This is a genomic window from Actinomadura graeca (assembly GCF_019175365.1).
GTDB lineage: Bacteria > Actinomycetota > Actinomycetes > Streptosporangiales > Streptosporangiaceae > Spirillospora > Spirillospora graeca.
Window position 1 is genome coordinate 8,208,494 of record NZ_CP059572.1, and the last position, 20,811, is coordinate 8,229,304.

A 20,811-nucleotide genomic window follows, 5' to 3' on the forward strand; every position below is an offset into this window, starting at 1 on the left:
GGGAGTCTAGTCTTCTTTTGCCGAGTCGTCGACGACAATATAGCTACTGAATGGGTTGGAGGGTGGTTCTGTGCCCGCCTCGTTTTGGAGAAATTTAAGAATCTCTAGGATCTTTGGATTTAATTCGTCTAGGTTAGGCTCATCACTGCGCCGTCGAGCTGGATCCACGTGTGTCATCCCTATTCCCTGGTGGCTATGCAGCTAGGCTTGGTTCTGTTGACTGTAACTCCGATGCCCGCTCTATAGCTAGTGTCGGGTGTGACCAGCTTCCCTCAGAGCTGTCCCGTAACGGTGGGGAATCTTGATCGATGATCTCGATGCGGGGCAGGCGGTCAGTGAGGATGACATGGTGTGGGTGCCGGTGTTCACCGGGTTGTCGGTGCGGCAGTTCCGCAGGCTGGTGTGCATCGTGGCGGCTCGGGGCGGTGAGTAATGCGGGACCGGCCGAAGGTGGGACCTGCCGTTGGCGGATCGGGTGCTGCTGATGGCGGTGTATTACCGCGCCAACCTCACGCTGCGGCAGGTGGCGCTGTTGTTCGGGGTGTCGAAGTCGGCTGCCCACCGCATCGTGGATCACCTGGCGCCGTTGCTCACGCTCGCGTCGGTCAGCCAGCGGCACGGGCCCGACACAGTGCTGATCGTGGACGGCACGCTGGTGCCCACCCATGATCGGAGCGTGTCGGCGTCGTCGAAGAACTACCGTTGCTCGGTGAACATGCAGGTCGTCATCGATGCCGACCCGACACCCGCTTGGTCGTCGCGGTCGGCCGGCCCGTTCCTGGCGACCACAACGATTGCACTGCGTTCCGGGACAGCGGTGTGGACAAGCCCTGCCAAGGTGCGCATGTGATGGCCGACGGCGGCTACCAGGGCAACCCGGGCGTGATCATGCCGTACCGTAACTGAAGCCCACCGGGTTTGGTGAAGCCCGTGATGTACCCCTGCTTTTGTGGGGTCGCGTTACTGGGATCCTCGTGTCTTCGATCATGAGGAGTGCCCCAGGTGCCCAGAAGCTGCCCCCCTGAGTTCCGTCGCAAGGTGCCGGACCTTGCCAAGGCCGGCCGCTCCGTGAGGCAGGTTGCTGCGGACTTGCAGATGCCCAGCCAGACCATCTACGTCTGGCTGCGCTAAGACCGCATCGACTCTGGCCTGGAGCCGGGGCTGACCTCGACCGACCACGCCGAGCTGGTCACCGCCCGGCGCCGGATCGCCCAGCTGGAGACCGAACTGGCCGTCACCCGCCGAGCGGCCGCCGAGCCGGTGAAGCGGCCGGTGCCCCCAAGAGACGCTTCGAAGCCATCGCGGTGATGCTCAGCGAGGGGCTGCCCATCAAGGTCTGCTGCCGCGCCCTGGGCGTCTCTGAACCCGGGTTCCACATGTGGCGCAAGCGGCCACCCTCGATGCGAGCGATCCGGCACGCCTGGCTGACCGGACAGATCCGCCGGGTGCACACCGAGTCCCGCGGCACCTACGGCGGGCAGCGCGAGCACGCCGAACTCACCCTCGGCCCTGGGCATCCAGGTCGGACACGGAACGGCGGAGATGCTGATGCGCCGCGCCGGCCTTCGTGGTCTGCCCGGTGCGCGGCGACGCCGCCCCACCCAGCAAACCCCGATCGCGGCCGACCTGGTCGATCGCCAGTTCACCCGCGATCGACCCGACCAGTTGTGGGTTACCGACATCACCAGAACACCCCACCCGCGAGGGCAAGGTCTACTGCTGCGTGGTGCTGGACGCCTTCTCCCGCAAAGTGGCCGGCTGGTCCATCGATCCGGCACAGACCGCCACGCTGGTCACCAACGCGCTCGGCATGGCCACCACAACCGTCGGCCCGAGACCGGCACCTTGATCCACTCCGATCACGGAGTGCAATTCACCTCCTGGGCCCTCACCCAGCGCGCCAAGGCGTCCGGCCTGGTGGCCTCGATGGGCTCCATCGGCGACTGCTTCGACAACGCGGTCATCGAGTCGTTCTGGGGCCGGATGCAGGTCGAACTGCTCAACCGGCAACGCCGGCGCACCCGCATCGAACTGGCCAACGCGATCTTCGAGTACCTGGAGATCTTCCACAACCGCCGAAGCCGCCACAGCGCCCTTGGGATGCTCAGCCCCATCGAGTACGAAAGACTCCACGCAGCTCAACAACTGGCATGAGATTCCAGTATCCCGACACCACGGAACTCGGGGTACATCACGGACTTCATCAACCCTGGTACGGCTCATGATGCTTCCTGCGAGGGTGGCTGCCTGTGCCAGCGGGCGACGTTCGTCCCGCGAGTTCCTGATGGTTCGGGAGTGGCTGTCAATACATCGCTATTCGGTTCACCGGGGGCCTGTCCGACGCCGGTAAGTACCCGCAACCGGCTCGACTGGCGACAGCCGCGACGTGACCCTGGCCAGAACCTACGATCCACCGCTGAGACCAGGCCGATCCCACTGGCCGAACGCGGCCTTCGCCAAACGCCTCGACGTCGAGGGGGCGTTCTTCCGCTACATCGACCTTCCGCTACATCGACGGCTGGTAGAACCTCGCATCCTCCAGCGCTCGGTGGCCTTCACGCGAACTGTAGGTCGAGGGTTCTGCAGTCATATGATCGCTCCGCCATGGGCCGCCCTTCATGGCCCGCGAACGGATGATCAGCGGCGATCTGCACCCGCTCGGACCCGGTCTGCTACGCCCGCCCTGGAGGGCGGACAAGACGCTCATCCGTTCACGTCATGATGCTTCGCCGGGTGGGGTCTCCCCAATCACTCGTACCCAGCGCTTCTTCTCCAAGTCCCAATCGTAGGTCGGTCTCGTAAAGTCGAAGTCACGCCCACCCAGCCACCTGAATTCACCGGGGTAGTCCCCAAACCCAAATTCTTTGGCGACGGTACGCCCATTGAAGTCCAATGATGCAGTCAGGTTTCCTGTGTAGAGATAACCCTTGCGTGATTCGACGCTAATTATCACGGTACCCGAATCCCGACCTTGCAGCTTGATCGAGAACGGGGGCATCACCCCCTTCTTTCCCGTGTTGTAGTCCTCGACTTTGGTTACACCTGAGACAGTATTTACGCTGATGAAGTATCCGGCGTCACCGCCAGCACCGTATTTGCATTTTATGAGGACATAGTCTTTTGGTGCCGGGAGCCTTTTGGTTACAGATGCGGTGATGCCTGTGACCGTAAGGATGTCCGGCGATCCGGCCTGTAGTGACATGGCGAAAGTCGGGATGGTGGCATACACTTTTGGCTGCCCGCCCATCCACGAGAGCCATTCGCCGCAGTGGCTTCGGATCGCGCCAGGAGAGTAGTCCGGTGGTCTGGGGATTGCGCTCGGCGGGCCGTCGAACAAGAAGGAAACCCCCCCTTGCCATATGAAATCCAGCTTTTCGACGCTCTTCGGTGCTGGCGCACAGTTCAAGTTATTGTTTGAGCCTTGGGCAACACAGTTCCCATTTTGGACGTTTTGATTGTTCTGGACAGGCGATCCTGGCTTATCATCGCCCTTCTGCCATTCATAGATGGCATAAGTTAGGATGAGCCCCACAGCGGCGAGGATTACTCCGACCGCTTGCCAATGTGGCCTGGTCCAAAATGACCCCCCATCGCTCCCAGCACCTCCGGACGTCACACCATTTCTCCCTTGTCACCGAAGAAGACTTTTTTGCAGAGAAGTACTCTGCCCTAAGAGATGTGATCAATGCCTCAACGTGACTACATCGACATCAAATTGGCCACTAGCGGACAGAAGTGCATTTGATTCCAGGGTCATCTGGGTGCCACCGGTTTCGCTGGCGGGCCGGGCGGGTGCTCGCCTGTCACAGGTGCTGCAGGTCGTGGTGTCGAAGTCGACGGCGCTGCGGCTGCTCATGCGGCTGCCACTGCCGCCGCTGCGGATCCCGCGGGTGCCCGGGGTCGATGACTTCGCCTTGAAACGCCGCCACCGCTACGCCACCATCCTCACCGACGCCCAGACCGGCGAGCGCATCGACGTTCTCCCCGGCCGCGGCGCCGACGCTCTTGAGGCGTGGCTGCGTACCCACCCCGGGGTCGAGATCGTCTGCCGGGACGGCTCAGGTGCCTACGGCGAGGCGATTGGCAGGGCGTTACCTGAGGCGGTGCAGGTCAGCGACAGGTGGCACGTGCAGAAGAACCTCTGCGACAAAACCCTCGCCGAGGTCCGCTCTCACAATTCCTGCTGGGCCACGGTCAACCCTGCCCTGCCTGCCGGTGCCCGGGAGCAGACCACCCGGGAACGCCGGCAACAGATCCACGACCTGCTGGACAAGGGCGCCGGCCTGCTGGAATGCGCACGCCGCCTCAATCTGTCCCTGAACACCGTCAAGCGCTACGCCCGCACCCGCCAGCCCGAAGCCCTGCGCCGCACTCCGCGCTACCGGCCCACCCTGGTCGATCCCTACCGCGATCACCTGCGGGAGCAGCGCGCCGCCGATCCGGCCGTCCCAGTCCTCCAGCTGTTCCACCAGATCAAGGAACTCGGTTACACCGGCAGCCTCAACCTTCTCTACCGCTACATCACCCAGGGCCGGGCCGAGGGCGACCGGCCCGTCATCACCCCACGCCGACTCACCCGGCTCCTGCTCACCCGCCCCGATAGGCGGCGCGAGGCCGACACCCGGCTCCTGCAGGAACTCACCGCTGCCTGCCCCGAGCTGGCCGAGCTCGCCCGCCTGGTCCACGGCTTCGCCGAACTCCTCACCCCCGGGACGTCGGTGACGGTCCGGCCGCACAAGCCGTGTACCCGCCCGGTCAGGACCCCGCACACCGGGCACGGCACCAGCCCATCCCGGGTGCGGGCCATGACCCGAATGCGATCGTTGTCGTCCGCGACATCCTCGATGACCAGCGCAGACAGGCCCGAAAACACCACACTCGTCAGATTGTTGATCTCCAGCACGCCCCAGGTTGGCAGGTGATCACTCACCGCCACCACCGAATACGGGACAGAGCCGGAAACCGTACAGGCCCCCTGAAATTCGTTGTAGACATCGGGCGGGGGAGCCGAGGATCTCCTCGGCGGTCTTGGTCTAGGGCGTGTTTCGAAGTAGGTGGAGCCATTCGTTGATGGCCGTGATCTCAAGGACAGCCTGGTAGCGGACGCGGAGCTTGTCGTACCTGGTGGCCACGGCCCGGTGCCGCTTGAGACGGTTGATGCCGCACTCCACAGCATGACGGGCCTGGTAGTCGGCCGGGTCGAAGGCGGGTGGACGGCCGCCGCGGCTGCCCCGCCGCGACCGGTGCCCGGCCTGATCGGCCGGAACCGGGATCGTGGCGGCGATACCGCGGCGGCGCAGGTGGTCCCGGATCGCCTGGGACGAGTACGCCTTGTCGGCCCGGACCCGGTCCGGCCGGGTCCGGGGACGGCCCGGCCCGGCGCGGGCGACCCTGATCTGGGCCATCACGGCCGGGAACTGCGGGGCGTCGTCGCGCTGCCCGGCCGTCACCACCAGCGACAACGGCATCTGGCCCTGCTCACACGCCAGATGCACCTTGGTCGACAACCCGCCGCGCGAGCGTCCCAGCGCATGATCGGCCGGCTCGGCGACCGTCCCGCCGGGCGGCTCACGCTGCAGGTCGCCGTTCCGCCGGGCTCCGGCGGCCTGCTGGTGGGCCCGCATGATCGTGGAGTCGACGCCCACCTCCCAGCCGATCAGCCCGGCGGCATCGGCCCGGGTCTGCAGGGCGACCAGGATCTGTGCCCAGGCACCGTTGCGCTGCCAGCGGCGAAACAGCCCGTAGACGGCCTGCCAGGAGCCGTAACACTCCGGAACGTCCCGCCACGGCGCGCCGGTGCGCACCCGCCAGCGGACCCCGTCGATGAGCTGCCGTCTGGTCCATCTCGACGGTCGACCCGGCCGCCTGGGAACGGGCAGCAACGGCCCCAGGACCGCCCATTGCGCGTCGGTCAGGTCGAACCGCCTCGTCACCGCTAGGGTGGCCACGCGGTCTCCGGTTTCAGGTTCTTCTTGGTCGATGAACCACCTACCGGAGACCTCGCTATGTCCGGCTCACAACACGCCGAGGTTCAACTCACTTCGAAACACGCCCTAGACGAACGGTTTGGGGTTGGTGTTCCACTGGGCCATCCAGGCGCGGACATCGGCTTCGAGGGCTTGGACGCTTTTGTGGACACCGCGTTGGGTGAGCTGGGTGGTGAGGTAGGCGAACCAGCGCTCCACCTGGTTGATCCAGGAGGACCCGGTCGGGGTGAAGTGCACGTGGAAGCGCGGGTGCTGGGCCAGCCACTGAAGGATGAGCGGTGTCTTGTGTGTGGCCAGGTTGTCGCAGACCAGGTGCACCTCCAGCCCGGCGGGGACGGCCTTGTCGATCGCGACCAGGAACTTTTTGAACTCGGTGGCGCGGTGCCGGCGGTGCAGTTCGGCGATGACGGTGCCATCGGCGATGTTGAAGGCGGCGAACAGGCTGGTGACCCCGTGCCGGGCGTAATCGTGGGTGCGCCGCTCGGGCATGCCCGGCATCATCGGCAGTACCGGTTGCGAACGGTCCAGCGCCTGCATCTGCGACTTCTCGTCCATGCACAGGATCACGGCGCGCTCGGGCGGGTGGTGGTAGAGCCCGACCACGTCCACCACCTTCTCCACGAACAGCGGGTCGGTGGAGATCTTGAAGGTGCCGGCTCGGTGTGGCTTGAGGTCGAACCGTCGCCAGATCCGCCCGATGGTGGACCTGCTCAGCCCGGTGCGTTCGGCCATCGAGGCCCTCGACCAGTGCTTGGCGCCCGCCGGGGTCTGCTCCAGGGTGAGCGTGACCACTTCCTCCACGCGATCCAGCAGGATCGAGGGCGGACGGCCCGGGCGAGGCTCGTCGACCAGACCGGCCAGGCCATGCTCGCTGAACCGGCGCCGCCATTGGGCCACCGTCGGCGGGGAGACTCCCAGCTCGGCGGCCACATGGCTGTGGAACGCGCCCGGCTCGGCGCACGCCAGCACGATCCGGCACCGCAACGCATACGCCTGCGTCGAGGTCGCCGCCCGCGCCCCACGCTCAAGCTCCACCCGCCCAGCCTCCGGTCACTGAGAACGGGGCCTTCGGCCGCCCTGCCCTCGCCATCCGCCCAGCACAGACTTATACAACGAATCTCAGGCGCAGAACACTAGGGTCGGAGGGGAACCGTGCCGTCGCCGGCCGAGCACCTCGCCGGGGCCACAGCCCGCCTTGCAGCATGAGCAGCACAATCGCCCGGTCCCGGAGAGTGCGTAGCTGCTTCAGCAGCGCGGTGCCACAAAAGCCCGAAACTCTCTTTCCGAGTAGGGCATGATGGAGAGGTGAACGAGCCAGATGGCAGTTTTGATCGCTTATTGGACGACATGGCGACGCGAGCAAACGCTGAAGAGAGGCAGCGGATCGCCTGGCAAAGGGAACGGGAGGCAGCACGGCTTCGTCGCGTCGAGGAACACTCCCAGTTCGCCCTTTGGGCTGTCCGAACCCTCCGGGACGCCGGCGTACCATCGCGACGCTCAGAGATCACCGGTCGCAAGCGCCGCCAGCAGGAAGACGCCTGGAAAATCTACAGCGTGGGCGGCAGCCCGATCGAGATCGGGGGATCGGACCTGACGACGATGCACGACTACTGGGTAACGGCCGACGGGTGCATCTTTAGTTCGACCAACGGTGAGCGCTGGAGGCCGGCGACATACATTGATACCGGTCGTGAGGTGAAGACCGAGGCGCTAGTTGCCTATATCCACAACTGCCTGACTCGATACCAACGGCGATGACCGCCTCAACTCCGCGGTGGCCGCTTCGGCGGGCAGCACCACGGTCTGCTCGGCGGCGGCCTTAACCACCTTGCCGGTCATCTTGGTCACGATCGTGGTCCGCACCTGTGGGCGGTCGAATGCTCAGTAATGCCTTCGTGCCCGGCGGCCCGCAGGTTTGCCTCGCCGAGGAACTCAGCACTGTCCTGACCGGCGCCACCACGACCAGCCACACCTGCCCGCATCCGGACACCCCCTACCCTGCTGGCACGCTCCCGCCACGCCTCCGTGCGATCCCTGGAACGGTACGCCCGCCCGAGCGTCGACGCCGTCGGCCAACACGTCGCCCGACGCGACCCAAACACCCGACGCAAGCGCTGAAAACACGATCAATGCAGGCCAGAAGCAACATCGTTGGATTCACGGCCGATGCTCAACTGACCCCTACACCGCGTTCGTGCAGGATTCGTTCTCCCTGGCGATCGTGGGCTGGCAGGTCGCCGATCACCTTGGCGCCGACCTGGCGTTGGACGCGCTGGAAATGGTGATCTGTTCGCGCGGGGATGTCAGAGACGGGCTGGTTCATTATTCCGATCGTGGCGTTCAGGGCGGATTCAAGTGGTCGTTGCAACGCCTTGCTGTCGGAGGTGTTGACAGCGGCAGCCCGGCACGATCGACCAGCAGGTGGATCTTCGACCCGCGCTTGCCGCGATCGACAGGATTCGGGTTCGTCTGAAGCCGAACTGGTCTGCGCGATCTTGGGAAGTCGCCGGTATACTTCGGCGTACACGTGGTCGGAGGCGTAGAGCAAGGCTGTTCCGTCGTCGGTCATGCGAAGCAAGCGCGACCGCCATTGTGGGCCATGCTCGACGTCGTTGCGGATGCTGCTGAGCAGGGCGCAGGTATCTACAACGCCGAGGAACCTTGGGTTCATGCTGCCATAGGGGTCGAGGTGGGCCGGGCTCGGCAACCCTGTGGACAGACTCTCCATATGATCACAGTAGCGGCCACCAGCGACAGTCTCCACGGGATTGGCGCCACGACCACTCCGGACAGCAAGAGACGTCCGCTCATGCCGCTGATCGTACGTTGACGGCTCGGCGCGACCAAAATGCACGACTGTTCCGCCGTCACCATTCACGATCGTCTGAGGGCATGTCGTCCTCGGCCAGGCTCTGGCGGATCGACGACGCCGCGTCTCGAGCGAGGGCTCGGTAGAATCCTTCCTCGGGGCTGCCTGGTATCGCTTGGTCGGCGAGTCCGTGGGCAATCTTTTGGCGTTCAATGTCTTCAGGGAATGGCTGGCCGAGGTCGGCGGAGGACTCACCTGCGGTCACTGATCTGAACAGGGCGCTCTGGATTTCTCTGAGTTGTTCTTGGCCGCAGGCGTCGGCAGCGCGGAAGCAGGAGCGTACGAAGGGCAGATCCCAAGCCAGGTCGCGGGGGGCGCCGCGGAGCATTATCGCGACGACCTCCATCCTGATGGGGTCGGGTTGGTCCAAGTATTCGGTGATGACCTGGCGGGTTTGGGCGTTGAAGGAACCGGCCACCGCGGAGAACAGTTGGGAACCGTAGTAATGCATCCGTTTTAGGTTCGGTGATGATGCCAGTCGTTCACGGACACGGCGGAGCAGGTCGGGGTAGTCGTCGTGTTCCTGGAAGTGCAGCCGGTCATGCCATCTGTCCGGCAATGGCCGGTAGTTCGCGCCGTCGTGGGACTTCGCAACTCGTGCTATCAGGAGCTCTAGCGTGGCGATCGGCTCGTCTCGGCTCCGCTGCGCGAGGAAGGCCAGGAGGTGGTAACTGTCATCGAACGAGGGGACGTCACGCAGAGTGCGGAAGATCTCGTCGCGGTGGTGCTGTTCCAGGTCGCTCCAGGCGAAGGAACCGTGAGGACCGAGAATGAGCGCGAGTTCGTCCATCATGGCGATCTTCTGACCGGAAGGTGCGCAGGTGAGCAGCTCGGCCGCAAGCTCCCGGTGCCGGCCCTCGAACGCGTGCACAGCGCCGATTGTGGCCGCCTGCACGATTCCAGTGGGATCGGGGTACTGCATCAGGGCCCGTAGCAGTGCCGTTTCTCCTTCGAGGAGACCGGATCTGCCGCGCTGTATACCGAACCCGTGAGCGATGCTCCGCGCCAGCACCAGATCACCAGCGGCGAGCATGTGCTGGCCCAAGCCGATGACGTACGGATCGGCCAGCTTCGCCAGAGCCGACACGACCGTGTGCATCAACGGGCTCAGCGGACCGTCCGGGGCGTTCGCCACGCGCTCGCATATCATGCGGCCCACAGCGGGGCGGGCGGTGATCAGGGACCACAGGAACGGGTGGGCGTTATGGCCGTCGTCGTTCAACGTCAGCCTCAAATCGCGCAGTGACCGTTCGATCAGATCGATCACCTCGTTGTCGGCCAGATCAATGATCGCCTCCACGCAGTTTGCCAGCGCCTCCTCTTTATCGTTCTGGCGATCGAGGAAGGTGCGGATCTTCTGGTCTGCGGGAGGATCGGCCGGGCCGTTGTGGAGAGCGCGGGCCACCTCGTGCTCGGGGCGTCGGGGGATCCCGCCCAGGACCTGTCGTGCTGCCAGGCGGACATCACCCGGTCCGCGCTCGGCGCTCCATTCCAGCTCCTTGCGTAGAACGACGTAGACGGCGGGAGACAGCACGACGCTGCCGAGGACCGCTCGCAGCCGCAGCAGCGTCGAGGCGAAGTGTCTGTACCACGGCGCGCGCATCTGCTCGGTCACCTCGAGGCCGTAGCCCCCCCGGGGAGGCGACAGCGCGGCCCCGATCGTCTCGACGGCGGCGACCACGCGGCGTGGCTCTGCCTCGGCCAGTTGCGCGAACGCGAGGTCAATGACCTGCTCGCGCAGTGCGACAACGGGTTCGGCATCAGGGTCGATGAGGAAGGGACGGTACGTCAGTGTGTGGCGGCTCCAGGTCTGCTCGTGGGCATCAGCCGCGAGCAGAGGATGCAGGATCGTCAAAGGTTCGTGGACGTCGGTCGTTCGTCGCGGGCGGCCCAGGATCCGCTCGATGAGGGCGGGTAGCCGTAGCTGGTAGACGGTAATGCCTCTGCGATCGAACCCCGCGATCCCCTCCAACAGGCGCATGCCGTGGTCCGGGGTCCGGTTCAGGAGCCGAGCGTCGTCGCGCGCCAACTCCCACAGCAGGAGGACAGCCTGGTCGAAGGCGTCGAGATCGTAGGCGGCCGCACGTAGGACCGGAGCCGCCGCTTGGCGGACCTCTTCGTCGGTGACGTTGACCAAGAGCCCGAACCCGGCGTCGAGTCCTGCCTTCTGAGCGGGATGCTCCATCGCCCACTCGACGAGCTCGAGAACAGGTCGTGGCTGGTAGAAGGCAACCTTGGCGAGGACACTGAGGATCCCCTGGCGCGCTGCGGCATCGCCGTGCCGGAACTCCGCGCTCAATGATTCCCACAGGGAGACGACCAGATGGCCTCTGCGCGGCGGGGACTCCTGCCAGTCGACCCGACTGGCGTTGACCAGAAGATGGACAAGCGCCTGTCCGTCGGCGACCTCGCGGACGCGTTCGAGGTATCCGGTCGGCGATGGCGTCTGCGGCATCAGGGCGGCGCGGGCCAGGATCGCGTCGCCCAGGAGGTCTGGAACGATTCGGTAGCTCTGTCCGCGGCGCAGCATGATCCCCACGTCCTCCCATGCCGTCAGATGGGGGAGCAGTTGGTCGAACGGTCTGCCCGTCAGGCGAGCAAGCGCCTCGCGGAATTCACCGTCCCCGGTTCGCACCGGCTGCAACGCGGCCACCGCGCGCAAGACCTCCTCCCGGGTGTCAGTCTGATCCGTGGGGGCTCGGGCGATCGAGTCGACCAGGGAACCGATCAGTTCCCGGCGCAGCTCATTGTCGCCTTCGAACCTGCCAGGATCTATCACCCCCTCACGGACGGCGATGCACCCGATGACGAGCAGGAACGGCGAATCCCACGCGATATGCGCCAGCCTGCGTGCCGCGAACTCTGAGGAAGCGCCGAGGATTTCGCGGGCCAGAGTCTCGGCCCCTTCGCGATCGAGGTCGGGTACGTCCAGGCGGAGGGTATCGGGTAGGTCGGCGCCGACCGCGCGCAGTTCCCGGCGGATCCGCGCCTCGCCGTCTGGCCGTGAGGTTAGCAGTACTTTGGCGCTGGGGTTGACGGCGAAGATGCCTGCGACGACCTTGCCGACTGGCACGCCGTCGTCATGGGCGTCATCGACCACCAGCAGCAGGCTCCCCGGCGGAAGTTGCTCGAATCCCTGCCGATCTACCGTCGAGTCGCGCTCCAAGAATCTGATGGCGACCTCGGTCTCCTCAAGGTCGTCGCAGAGGGCACGCACCAGCCGTGTCTTCCCGATGCCGCCCCGCCCCACCACCACCGCCACCCTCCCGGACGGGCCGCCCGTGAAGGTCTTCAGTTCCTCCACCAATGCCTGCCTGCCGACTAGGGTCCAGCGCTGACTCGAACGCTCGCTGCGGTCCAGCCGGCCGAAGTACTGCGACGGATCGAGCCAGGGGCCTGGTAGCAGGACGCCGAGAAAGCTCTCACGCAGCAACGGGAAATACCGGTCCACGATCGGCACGGACTCCGAGAGATGGAGGTCGTGCACAACATGCGACAGCTTGTTCTTGTCCCAGATCTGCCAACCTCGCATGCGTGCCTCCGTCTGCGCACCCGGCGTCGCCGTACGCGACAAGAAGATCAGGTTGAGGCCAGCCCGCTCCTTGACGCCTTCATCAGCTTTGATGACCTTGGCCGGGCCGAACTCACTTTCCCTCTTGCACTGGATCCCGACGATCAGCTTCGTACCGTCTTCCACGTGGACATCGAAGCCGCCCTGAGTGTGACCCGTCTTCCCGACCCGGTAGCAGTTCATACCGGGCCAAGATCGCCGCGCGAGCGTCAAGGAGAAGTCCTCGAACTCCTCCGCCGTGAGAGTTTCGAACGGCAACTCAGCCAGCCGTGCGCGACCGGAAAAGCCGCCCGCGCCGGCCGTCCGTGGCCAGACGCCCGAAGGAAGAGACAGCACCCGGGCGACGAGCACCTTGGTGTCATCTGGCGGCTCCGACACACCGCGTTCCCAGCTACTGACCGTCCGCTGGGCCACCCCGACATTCACCGCGAGTTCGCCCTGCGTCCAACCACGCGCTTTCCTCGCCACACGAACGGCATCACCAAAGACCGACACACTTTACCGTAGCATAGGCGATGCTACGAATTCTATCGGTACGGAATCGATTTTATGAGATCCTCGTCTGTTTTCACGGCAGGCGTTCCGACCGGTGTCGTCTACCTATCCTCGTGCCACGGCCGCTGCGACCACGCGACCGTGGCAGTTGCGGAGCACAGGGGCAGGCCGATAATCCTGTACCTATGGGCCGTCACACTGGCCAACGAGGGCGCCGAGCTGGGGAGTTCGCTACCGTCTGAGGTGGTTGTGAGAGCGTTCGCTGCTCCTCAAGACGCTCGCCGAGCCGCACGCCGAGATGGACTTCGCGTGTTATCCCTGGAGACGCTGGGCTTCCTTGCACTTGTCGATCATTATCCGCAGAGTGGAGTCGATGCCGTCGACTCACCGAGCCACCCTTCGGCTGCAGCTCATTCCCCTTCGTTGGAGCATGCCGTCCTCCGGCTCTTGTAGGCAGGGCGGCGAGAGCGCCTCGGAGGCGGATGCCAGAACGGGCAGCCAGGGCCGGGACCAGTGCCGTCCTGTGCTGTGCCGAGGGGCATCTGCCGAAGGCGCCCTCAATGACCGAGACGCGCTGGACTGCCTCCTGCTCCGACCGGCCGATCGACGTGTCCCAGAGCTGAACGCCAGGAGAGCCCATGGCGCTTCCGGCAGGCTGCTTGCCGGTTCTGTTGTCAAACGGCGGGAGGTGCCGGGGCCGCCAGCCGCACGAACCCTCCTCCGCCTTCCTCAGTCGGTTCGATCCGCCACCCCGCCGGGACCCGATGCCCCAGCCCGGCATCGGCCACCGTCGCCGCCTCCAGATCGACGCCGCGCGAGAAGGACGCATCACCCAAGGTGACAACGCTGGTGAATGCGGTTTGCGCGAAGACGGCATCCCCGCTGAAGGCTGCGCCGTCGAACATAGTGTTCTCGGTGAAGGTCGTGCCGTCGAACCAAACGTCCCCGGTGAAGGTCGTGCCGCCGAACCAGGCGTCTCTGGTAAAGGTCGCGGCGTCGAACCCAGCGCTCGCGGCGAAGGTTGCCCCGTTGAACCTGGTGTCTCCGGCGAAAGTCGCTCCGCGGAACAGCGCACTCCTGGCGAAGATCGTCCTGAAGAACAGGGCGTCCCTGATGAAGGTCGCGGCGACGAACCAGGCATTCCTGTTGAAAGTCGCGCCGTCGAACATGGCGTTCTCGGTGAAAGTCGCACGGTCGAACCGGGCATTCCCGGTGAAGGTCGTGCCGCCGAACCAGGCGTCTCTGGTGAAGGTTGCGGCGTCGAAGCCAGCGCTTCCGGCGAAGATCGCCCTGTTGAACCAGGCGTCTCCGGTGAAGGTCGCCTCGCCGAATCTGGCGTCTCCAGAGAGGGTGGCATGGGTGAGGTCGGCGGTATGCAGGTGGCAGCGTGTCAAAGCGAAGTCGATGAGGGTGGCGCCGCTCAGGTCCAGGGAGATGCCCTGCCAGTGGACATCGGCGACGGGTTGCAGGTGGGCGTGCAGGAGGCGCTGGGCGGTGAGGCGGACCTGGAGTTCCTCGTGCGGATCGAGCCCGGCGGGTGCCGGTGGGCCGTCGGCGGCGGGTCGCCGGGCGCGGGCGGCGCGGTAGCGGGCAGTGTTGCGGCGGGCCCGTTCGCGGTTCTCCTTTTCGGGATCCGGCGGGGAGGGCCGGGCAAGCGGGGTGAACGGCATCCTCAAGTACGCGCAGATGATGTTAACGATGGTCTGCCGGTGGGTGGGGTTGCCATTGGCCAGGCGTTCCAGGGTGTACAGGGCGGTGAGCCGGACCGGGGCCTTGTCCGAGCCGAGCTGTTCGGCGGAGGCGTTGTACAGCTCGGTGACCCGTCGCTCGGCGGCGTCCAGTTCACCGAGTGCGGTGGCCAGTTCCTGGTGGCGCTGGCGGCGGAAGGCCAGCATCAGCCCGGTCGCGGCGCCGGCTCCGGCGCCGGCGGCCAGGCCGGTGCGGACTGCGTCCACCCGGACCTTGGCGCGCTCGGTGCCGGCCTTGGCGTCGTCGGCGACATCCAGCAGCCACGCGGTGGTCAGCCAGATCGTCGCTGCGGCAGCTGCGGCGGCCGCCAGCATCCAGAACCCCGCCGCCAGTGGCCGGACCTGTAGCTCGCGGGCTGTCCGGCGCGCCCGCGTGTTCGTCCAGTGCCGCCGTGCCCGTGCCAGTCCGCGCCCTGTTCGTCCGCTCACGGTGGATCAGTAAACGGCCTCGGAGGGCGGCCTGCCGCCGGTTGGCCACTTTGGGCTGTTACCGGGTTCAGTTGTCGTGGGGATAGGAGGGCTTGCAGCTGGGCGTTGGCAAGGTATCTGCCGCGTGCTGGGTCGCCAGTGGTATGGGCCTCGCGGGTCAGGTGCCACAGTGCTGTGGAGGAAGCTCATCGTCACCAAAATCAAGCTACTCATGCTGCAGATGTATGGACGGCCAGGCTTCGCGCTCTCCGAAAACGCATACTCCTCGCGTGATGCAACGTCTGGGCGGAAGCCTCAACGAGTACACGAGTGCCGCTTGACCTGCAACGGACGTATTCTTCTGTAGCGCAGGCCTGTCTTGCGACTGAGTAACCCAGGCGCCCCGTGCCTGCCAGACTCCATGGCGCTACGAGCACGGACGTGAATTTCGGCAGGCGCAGCGTCCCCCCAGTCCAAGGGTGCTAGTCCTGCGAAGGACGTGCGCCAGGCAAAGCGTCAAGTATGCGGCGGACGGTTTGTGGATGGCCGGTTGAGTATCGGTCGGCCGAGTGTCTGCTCGGCGCTGGATCTCGCGGCCGACGCGCAGGCACCGCAGGCCACGAATAGCAGCACGGCGAGCAGGCCGTGGTCGGGCTTGGCTGGCCCCTGCATCCACAGAGAGACAACCGCGATGAACATCACGATCAGGACGGCGGCCTTATCCCAGCAGGAGTGAAGCGCCCCGGGTTTGCTGGAGGCTCGATTGCTTGGAGAGGATCGAGTCATGGCACGTCTGTCCCCCTATCCCCTCGAGTTGCGTAACCGCGCGGTGCGGATGGTCACCGAGGTCCGTGCGGACTACGACACCGAGACCGCCGCGTTGCGGGCGGTGGCGGTGAAGCTGGGCATCCGCTCGCCCGAAACGCTGCGGAATTGGGTCCGCCAGGCCGAGGTCGATACCGGTCAGCGGGCGGGGACCACGACCGAGGAGGCCGCCGAGATCAAGCGGCTGCGCCGAGAGAACGCCGAACTCAAGCGCGCCAACGAGATCCTCAAGGCCGCGGCGGGTTTCTTCGCGGCCGGGCTCGACCGGCCACAGCGGTTCTCATAGCGTTCATCGACGCCTTCAAGCAGGTGTTCGGAGTCGAGCCGATCTGCCGCGTGCTGCGCGAGCACGGCGCGGCGATCGCACCGTCCGCCTACTACGCTGCCCGTTCCCGCCCGCCCTGGAGCCGGGCGGTCCGGGACGAGTGGCTCAAGGCCGAGATCACCCGGGTCCACGCCGCCAGCTACGGCGTCTACGGGGCCCGTAAGGTCTGGCACCAGCTGCGCCGCGACGGGTGTCGGGTCGCCCGCTGCACGGTGGAGCGGTTGATGCGCGAGCTGGGCCTGCAGGGCGCCCGGCGCGGCCGCTGCATCCGCACCACCGTGCCCGACGACCGACACCAACGGGCCGCCGACCTGCTCGCCCGGGACTTCACCGCGTCCGCGCCGAATCGGCGATGGGTGGCCGACTTCACGCACGTGGCCACCTTCGCCGGCATCGTGTACGTGGCGTTCGTGGTCGATGTGTTCTCCCGCGCCATCGCCGGCTGGGCCGCGGCCACCACCAAACAGACCCGGCTGGTCCTGGACGCCCTCGACATGGCGCTATGGCGGCGCGACCGCACCGGCCGCCCGGTCGGACCCGGGCTGGTGCACCACAGCGACGTCGGCTCGCAACTTGGGCTCAACCGGCTGTCGCACATCGACCGCGTCACCGGCGAACCGGTCCGTCGCTACGAAACGACCGGCCTAGCGCGATGCTGCACATCCATGTCAAGAAACTCGGCAACATCCCCGACTGCAGCAGCTGGTGCTACCTCGGCCGCCTCGAGAGCGACCGCAACCGAGAGGCCACCGCCCGCCGCACGGGGCCCGCAACACCTGCTACGAGCCCAGGATCGGCACTTGCTCTGCGCCAAGATCAACGATCTTGAATGCCTGGCGTTACGGGACGGTCTTTAGCTGGGACGTGCCCGGTTGCATGGCGGGTACGAAAGGTGGAGTTATGGGCAGGCTTTCTGGTAGGGCTGACTGTCGATGTACTGATCCCATTCTTTTGAGTTGAGTGAACCGTTGATGCGGCAGATTTCGGTGATTGGGTCGGCTAGGCGTTGGGTCTTCCAGTAGCGCAGGGAAAACGGAGGGTCTGTGGCGGTATCGGTATCGGTCTCGTCTGGATCGTCGTAGCTGAGTGAGACGAGGTCGCCCGATGTGGTGAAAGTAAGCCGGGTGTCGTAGTCGGTGGGCTCATGGAGCGGGGGGCCGAGTGGGTGGCGTGTGGGGAGATCCCAGAGTTGGACTGAGCTCGCGGCGGTGATTGCGGTAGCGACTGCCAGGGTCCGCCCGTTTCGGTCGAAGGCCATGGCGGTGACGGGCACTGTGGATGTGGTGAGGGAGTTGCCGGTCTGTTTTCCGGAGGTGACATTCCAAAGCCGCACGGTTCCGTCGACCGCGGAGGAGGCGAGGGTGGCGCCGTCGGGGCTGAAGGCGAGACCGGTCAGTTGGCCTGTGTGCCCTGTTAACGCTGGCGTCCTTTCTCGGCCGGTTCGCGTGTCCCATAGGTGGATCGTGAGGTCGTAGGTGTGGTTGCCGGTGGGCAGGTCGATGCCGTTGGCGGTGGCGATCGTATGGCCGTCTGCACTGTAGGCGAGGTAGGATTTGCTGCGGCCAAGGGGCCCTGCGGTTCGCTTCCCAGTCCGTGCGTCCCAGATAGTGAGTCCGCCGCCCCAGCCAACTGTAGCGAGATGGCGACTGTCCGGAGAGAACGCCATCGCTCCGAAACGGGCAGCGTTAGGTACGGTGATCGATCCTGTCAGGGGGCGTCGAGACGGAAGATCCCATAGTTGGAAGATCGTGGACGTGGCACCAGGGGATGACCCGGTTGCGAGGGTCCGCTGGTCCGGGCTCACAGCCATCAGTTCGATGGCGTCCAGATGTGGTTGTGGAAGGGCGGCCGTTTTGACGGCGCCCTTGGGTCCGTCCCAGGTCTTCAGTTGGCCACCCTGGGTTATTGTCAGGATTGAATCGCTCGTCAGTGCTGTCATATCGGCTATCCCCGCTTCCTGGATTGCCGGTCCGACCGGGCGTCGCACCTTCGCGTTCCAGGCCCTGACGACGGTGTCGTAGGAACTGCTGACCACCGTTGATCCATCGGACGTGAACGCCAAGCCGGTGATGAACTCGCCGTGTGCCTTGATGGGATCACCCAGAGGCTGCGCGGTGGCGGTGTCCCACAAGTAAAGTTTTCCTTTCTCATCGCCCGTGGCGATTGTAGAGCCATCGGGGCTTACGGCCAGCGTGAGGGCGTTGGCGGTATTCGGCGGGAAGAAGGGGCCTGTGATGTCGTGGGTGGTGGAATCCAAGATCCAGATCCCGGCCTTGTCCCCGTGAAGTTCCGGATCGTTGATGGCTGCATCGGGCTGCCCGAGCAGGACAACGTGCTTTCCATCAGGCAAGAACGCGACTTCGCCGTTCAGCACATCCGCGGGTGAGGTGTTGAGCCGCTGGCCGGTCGCGGTGCTCCACAAGCGCACTGGGGAACCGCCCGAAGCGAAGATCCGACTGTCAGGACTGAACACCAACGTCCCCGTCCCGGCGCCTGCGGGAAGGCTGCGAACCGCGGTGCGCGAGCGGAGATCCCACAGCGTAACCTTGGCACCACCTGTGGCGAGCATTCTCCCGTCGGGACTGAAGACGACCCTTGAAGAACCGGGGATCTTGTCGGGCAGCTCCCGGCGTGTCGCCACATCCCACAGCCTGATCGTGGTGGCGGCCGCACCTAGGGTGCGCCCGTCGGGGCTGAACGCAACGTCGAAGAACGCATCGCCGCGCAATGCGATCACATGTTCGCCTGTCACTCTGTTCCAGACGCGCACGGTACCGTCAAAGCTCGCTGAAGCCACCAGGCGGCCGTCAGGGGAGACGGCCACGTCGACCACTCGCTTGGTGTGGTCCCGGCTCTCGCCGCGGAACGGTGCGGCCAGCAGCCCGTCGACGGCCGCGCGGGCCTCGTCTGTGGGGCTGACTCCCCAGGCCGTGGCCGCCAGACGCGCGGCAGTGGCAGGTTCTGCGTCTTTGAGCAGCTCGCCTCGGGCCGCCAGTGCCCGTGATGTGGCCGCCCGCTGCCCGGCCACGGCTCGATCGCGTTGTCGTCCGGACTCGTTCTGCTCCCGGAACGCCCATGCGGCCGCGCCCGCAATGATGACCAGCAGGACCGCCATGACGGCGGCGACGATCCGGTTTCGCCGGGCGATGGCGATCTGGACCTGGGCGCACGCATCCAGGAACTGGCGTTCCGCCGCCGTGGTCAGTCGGCCCGGTGCGGATGCCCACTCCAAAGCCTGCCGGAACGCGGTTCCACCGAGGACGTCTGAGGGTTGTCGGCCATGCTGCCGCCAAGCGCGTGCGGCCGACCTCAGCTGCGCATGCACATGCAGGCCCTGCAGATCGGACTTGATCCAGGTATGCATCCGCTCCCAGGCATGCGGCAGGGCGGGCCTGGCCAGAACCACCTCCCCGTCGCGCGAGGACACCAGCTGATCGAACTCCCGCAAGATCCGGTGGACGGCGCCCGGTGCTTCTTGGCCCAGCTCCAGTTCCTCTGCCGGGACCCGGCGGATAGCGATCTCATTGCGTTCGCCGATCGCGATGAAGCGCAGCAGAACTTGGTGAGCCATGGCCCGATCCTCGGGTCGAAGGCGCTCGTACGCCTGCTCAGCGATGACCTCCAGCGTCGGGTTCACCGGCTGCCAGCGGTGGAGCAACGGCTCGGCGACGGCCTTTCCCGCAGCCAGAAGCCTGGCCGGATCGGTCTCGGTTTCCCCGATCAGGTAGGAAAGCACCTCCTTGGCCAGCGGACGGTCGCGCCTGGCCACCGCGAGCGACGCCGTAACCAGCCCCCGTAGGGCCCGGGGGAGGCCTGTCAAATCAGGCGGATGGCGCGCCATCCATACATCGCCGTTGGGGGTACGCGGGACGTCGAACGCCTTGCATCCTGTGGCGGCGAAGAAGATGACCGCGCCCCAGGCGAAAACATCCGCGGCAGGCCCGCCCCGGTTTCCCTGATAGAGCTCAGGTGCGATGTAGCCGGGTGTGCCTGCGAAGGGGAACTCCGTGCCCGAATGCGTCAGCAGGATGCGTGAGACCCCGAAATCGATGACTCGCGGGCCGTCCGGTCCGAGCAAGATGTTGTCGGGCTTGAAATCGCGGTGCACCACCTGGACCCCGTGGATAGCTGTGAGCGCGGTCGCGGTTCCCACGGCGAGGTGGTAAAGATCGTCGCCCGACAGCCTGGCCCCCGGTCGATACCGGCCGCCGGCGCCGAACCCAAGTACCGCCTGAGCAAGGTTGAGGCCCTCTACGTACTCGCTGGCGATATACGGCCGGGGCCCCTTGAGATCCACATCCAGGACTCGGGCGGTACAGAACGATGGAACCCGCTTGAGCGCTCGCGCCTCACCCTCCAACCCTTTAATGTCATGGCTCTCCCCCGGGAGCAGCTTCAGCGCGACTCGCTGCCGATCCTGGCGGCGATAGGCCTCATAGACGACTCCCTGCGCACCCGACCCGAGACGCCGCTCAAGCACGTACGGACCGACGTACTCGAGCGCACTTACCCTCTCCGAAGCCCTCACGCACTCATTCCACAATGCCAGCGCCCAACGGCGGTAGGCCCGAATCCCGGGATAC

At 65.7% G+C, this 20,811-nt stretch carries 8 protein-coding genes and 7 pseudogenes; 7 read left to right on the plus strand and 8 right to left on the minus strand.

What is annotated here, in order from left to right; genetic code table 11:
- Positions 1-346 precede the first annotated feature (346 nt).
- Together AGRA3207_RS36495 and AGRA3207_RS36500 are read left to right on the plus strand one after the other, a co-directional pair.
- Positions 347-900, plus strand: a pseudogene (locus AGRA3207_RS36495) (transposase family protein); the annotation flags it as partial.
- A 102-nt stretch (positions 901-1,002) separates the two neighbouring features.
- Positions 1,003-2,154, plus strand: a pseudogene (locus AGRA3207_RS36500) (IS3 family transposase).
- Between the two features lie 562 nt (positions 2,155-2,716).
- Here AGRA3207_RS36500 and AGRA3207_RS36505 read toward each other — a convergent pair.
- Positions 2,717-3,532, minus strand: a complete 816-nt coding sequence (locus tag AGRA3207_RS36505) for a hypothetical protein (protein WP_231331891.1) — start codon at positions 3,530-3,532, stop codon at positions 2,717-2,719.
- 244 nt (positions 3,533-3,776) lie between these two features.
- On the opposite strand from AGRA3207_RS36505, the pseudogene AGRA3207_RS36510 reads away from it, so the two are divergent.
- Positions 3,777-4,709 (plus strand): annotated as a pseudogene (locus AGRA3207_RS36510) (transposase); the annotation flags it as partial.
- On the opposite strand, the pseudogene AGRA3207_RS36515 reads toward AGRA3207_RS36510, so the two are convergent.
- From AGRA3207_RS36515 to AGRA3207_RS36525, 3 genes and pseudogenes are all read right to left on the minus strand, one after another.
- Positions 4,709-4,903: pseudogene (locus AGRA3207_RS36515) on the minus strand (ISL3 family transposase); the annotation flags it as partial. The pseudogenes AGRA3207_RS36510 and AGRA3207_RS36515 sit on opposite strands and share 1 nt — an antisense overlap.
- A 130-nt stretch (positions 4,904-5,033) precedes the next feature.
- Positions 5,034-5,948: an IS5 family transposase gene (locus tag AGRA3207_RS36520; RefSeq protein ID WP_231331892.1), complete on the minus strand. Its 915-nt coding sequence runs from the start codon at positions 5,946-5,948 to the stop codon at positions 5,034-5,036.
- Positions 5,949-6,053: 105 nt separating this feature from the next.
- A complete protein-coding gene (locus AGRA3207_RS36525; RefSeq protein ID WP_231331893.1) occupies positions 6,054-7,022 on the minus strand; it encodes an IS630 family transposase in 969 nt (322 codons plus the stop codon).
- A 270-nt stretch (positions 7,023-7,292) separates the two neighbouring features.
- Here AGRA3207_RS36525 and AGRA3207_RS36530 point away from each other — a divergent pair, with 270 nt between their 5' ends.
- Complete coding sequence (locus AGRA3207_RS36530) at positions 7,293-7,745, plus strand: hypothetical protein (RefSeq protein ID WP_231331894.1); 453 nt, start codon at positions 7,293-7,295, stop codon at positions 7,743-7,745.
- 630 nt (positions 7,746-8,375) lie between these two features.
- On the opposite strand, the pseudogene AGRA3207_RS36535 reads toward AGRA3207_RS36530, so the two are convergent.
- From AGRA3207_RS36535 to AGRA3207_RS36545, 3 genes and pseudogenes are all read right to left on the minus strand, one after another.
- A pseudogene (locus AGRA3207_RS36535) lies at positions 8,376-8,456 on the minus strand (IS5/IS1182 family transposase); the annotation flags it as partial.
- 398 nt (positions 8,457-8,854) lie between these two features.
- Positions 8,855-12,922, minus strand: a complete 4,068-nt coding sequence (locus AGRA3207_RS36540; protein ID WP_231331895.1) for a helix-turn-helix domain-containing protein — start codon at positions 12,920-12,922, stop codon at positions 8,855-8,857.
- 674 nt (positions 12,923-13,596) lie between these two features.
- Positions 13,597-14,985 (minus strand): pentapeptide repeat-containing protein, encoded by a 1,389-nt coding sequence (locus AGRA3207_RS36545; RefSeq protein ID WP_231331896.1) that lies wholly within the window; start codon positions 14,983-14,985, stop codon positions 13,597-13,599.
- A gap of 877 nt (positions 14,986-15,862) precedes the next feature.
- Between AGRA3207_RS36545 and AGRA3207_RS36550 the strand changes: the two genes are divergently transcribed.
- The 3 genes and pseudogenes from AGRA3207_RS36550 to AGRA3207_RS40410 form a co-directional block, all read left to right on the plus strand.
- Positions 15,863-16,189 carry a transposase gene (locus AGRA3207_RS36550; RefSeq protein ID WP_231331897.1) on the plus strand — a complete coding sequence of 109 codons (327 nt, stop codon included), beginning with the start codon at positions 15,863-15,865 and terminating at the stop codon, positions 16,187-16,189.
- Positions 16,190-16,212: 23 nt separating this feature from the next.
- Positions 16,213-16,746: pseudogene (locus tag AGRA3207_RS36555) on the plus strand (IS3 family transposase); the annotation flags it as partial.
- A gap of 12 nt (positions 16,747-16,758) precedes the next feature.
- A pseudogene (locus tag AGRA3207_RS40410) lies at positions 16,759-16,979 on the plus strand (IS481 family transposase); the annotation flags it as partial.
- A 147-nt stretch (positions 16,980-17,126) separates the two neighbouring features.
- Here the strand turns inward: AGRA3207_RS40410 and AGRA3207_RS36565 are convergent.
- Positions 17,127-20,756 carry a protein kinase domain-containing protein gene (locus tag AGRA3207_RS36565; RefSeq protein ID WP_231331898.1) on the minus strand — a complete coding sequence of 1,210 codons (3,630 nt, stop codon included), beginning with the start codon at positions 20,754-20,756 and terminating at the stop codon, positions 17,127-17,129.
- Between the last annotated feature and the right edge of the window lie 55 nt (positions 20,757-20,811).

Excerpts from the sequence above, each read along its gene's own strand:
- AGRA3207_RS36545 (WP_231331896.1), bottom strand. The coding sequence starts at position 14,985 with ATGCTGGCGGCCGCCGCAGCTGCCGCAGCGACGATCTGGCTGACCACC.
- AGRA3207_RS36550 (WP_231331897.1), top strand. The coding sequence starts at position 15,863 with ATGGCACGTCTGTCCCCCTATCCCCTCGAGTTGCGTAACCGCGCGGTG.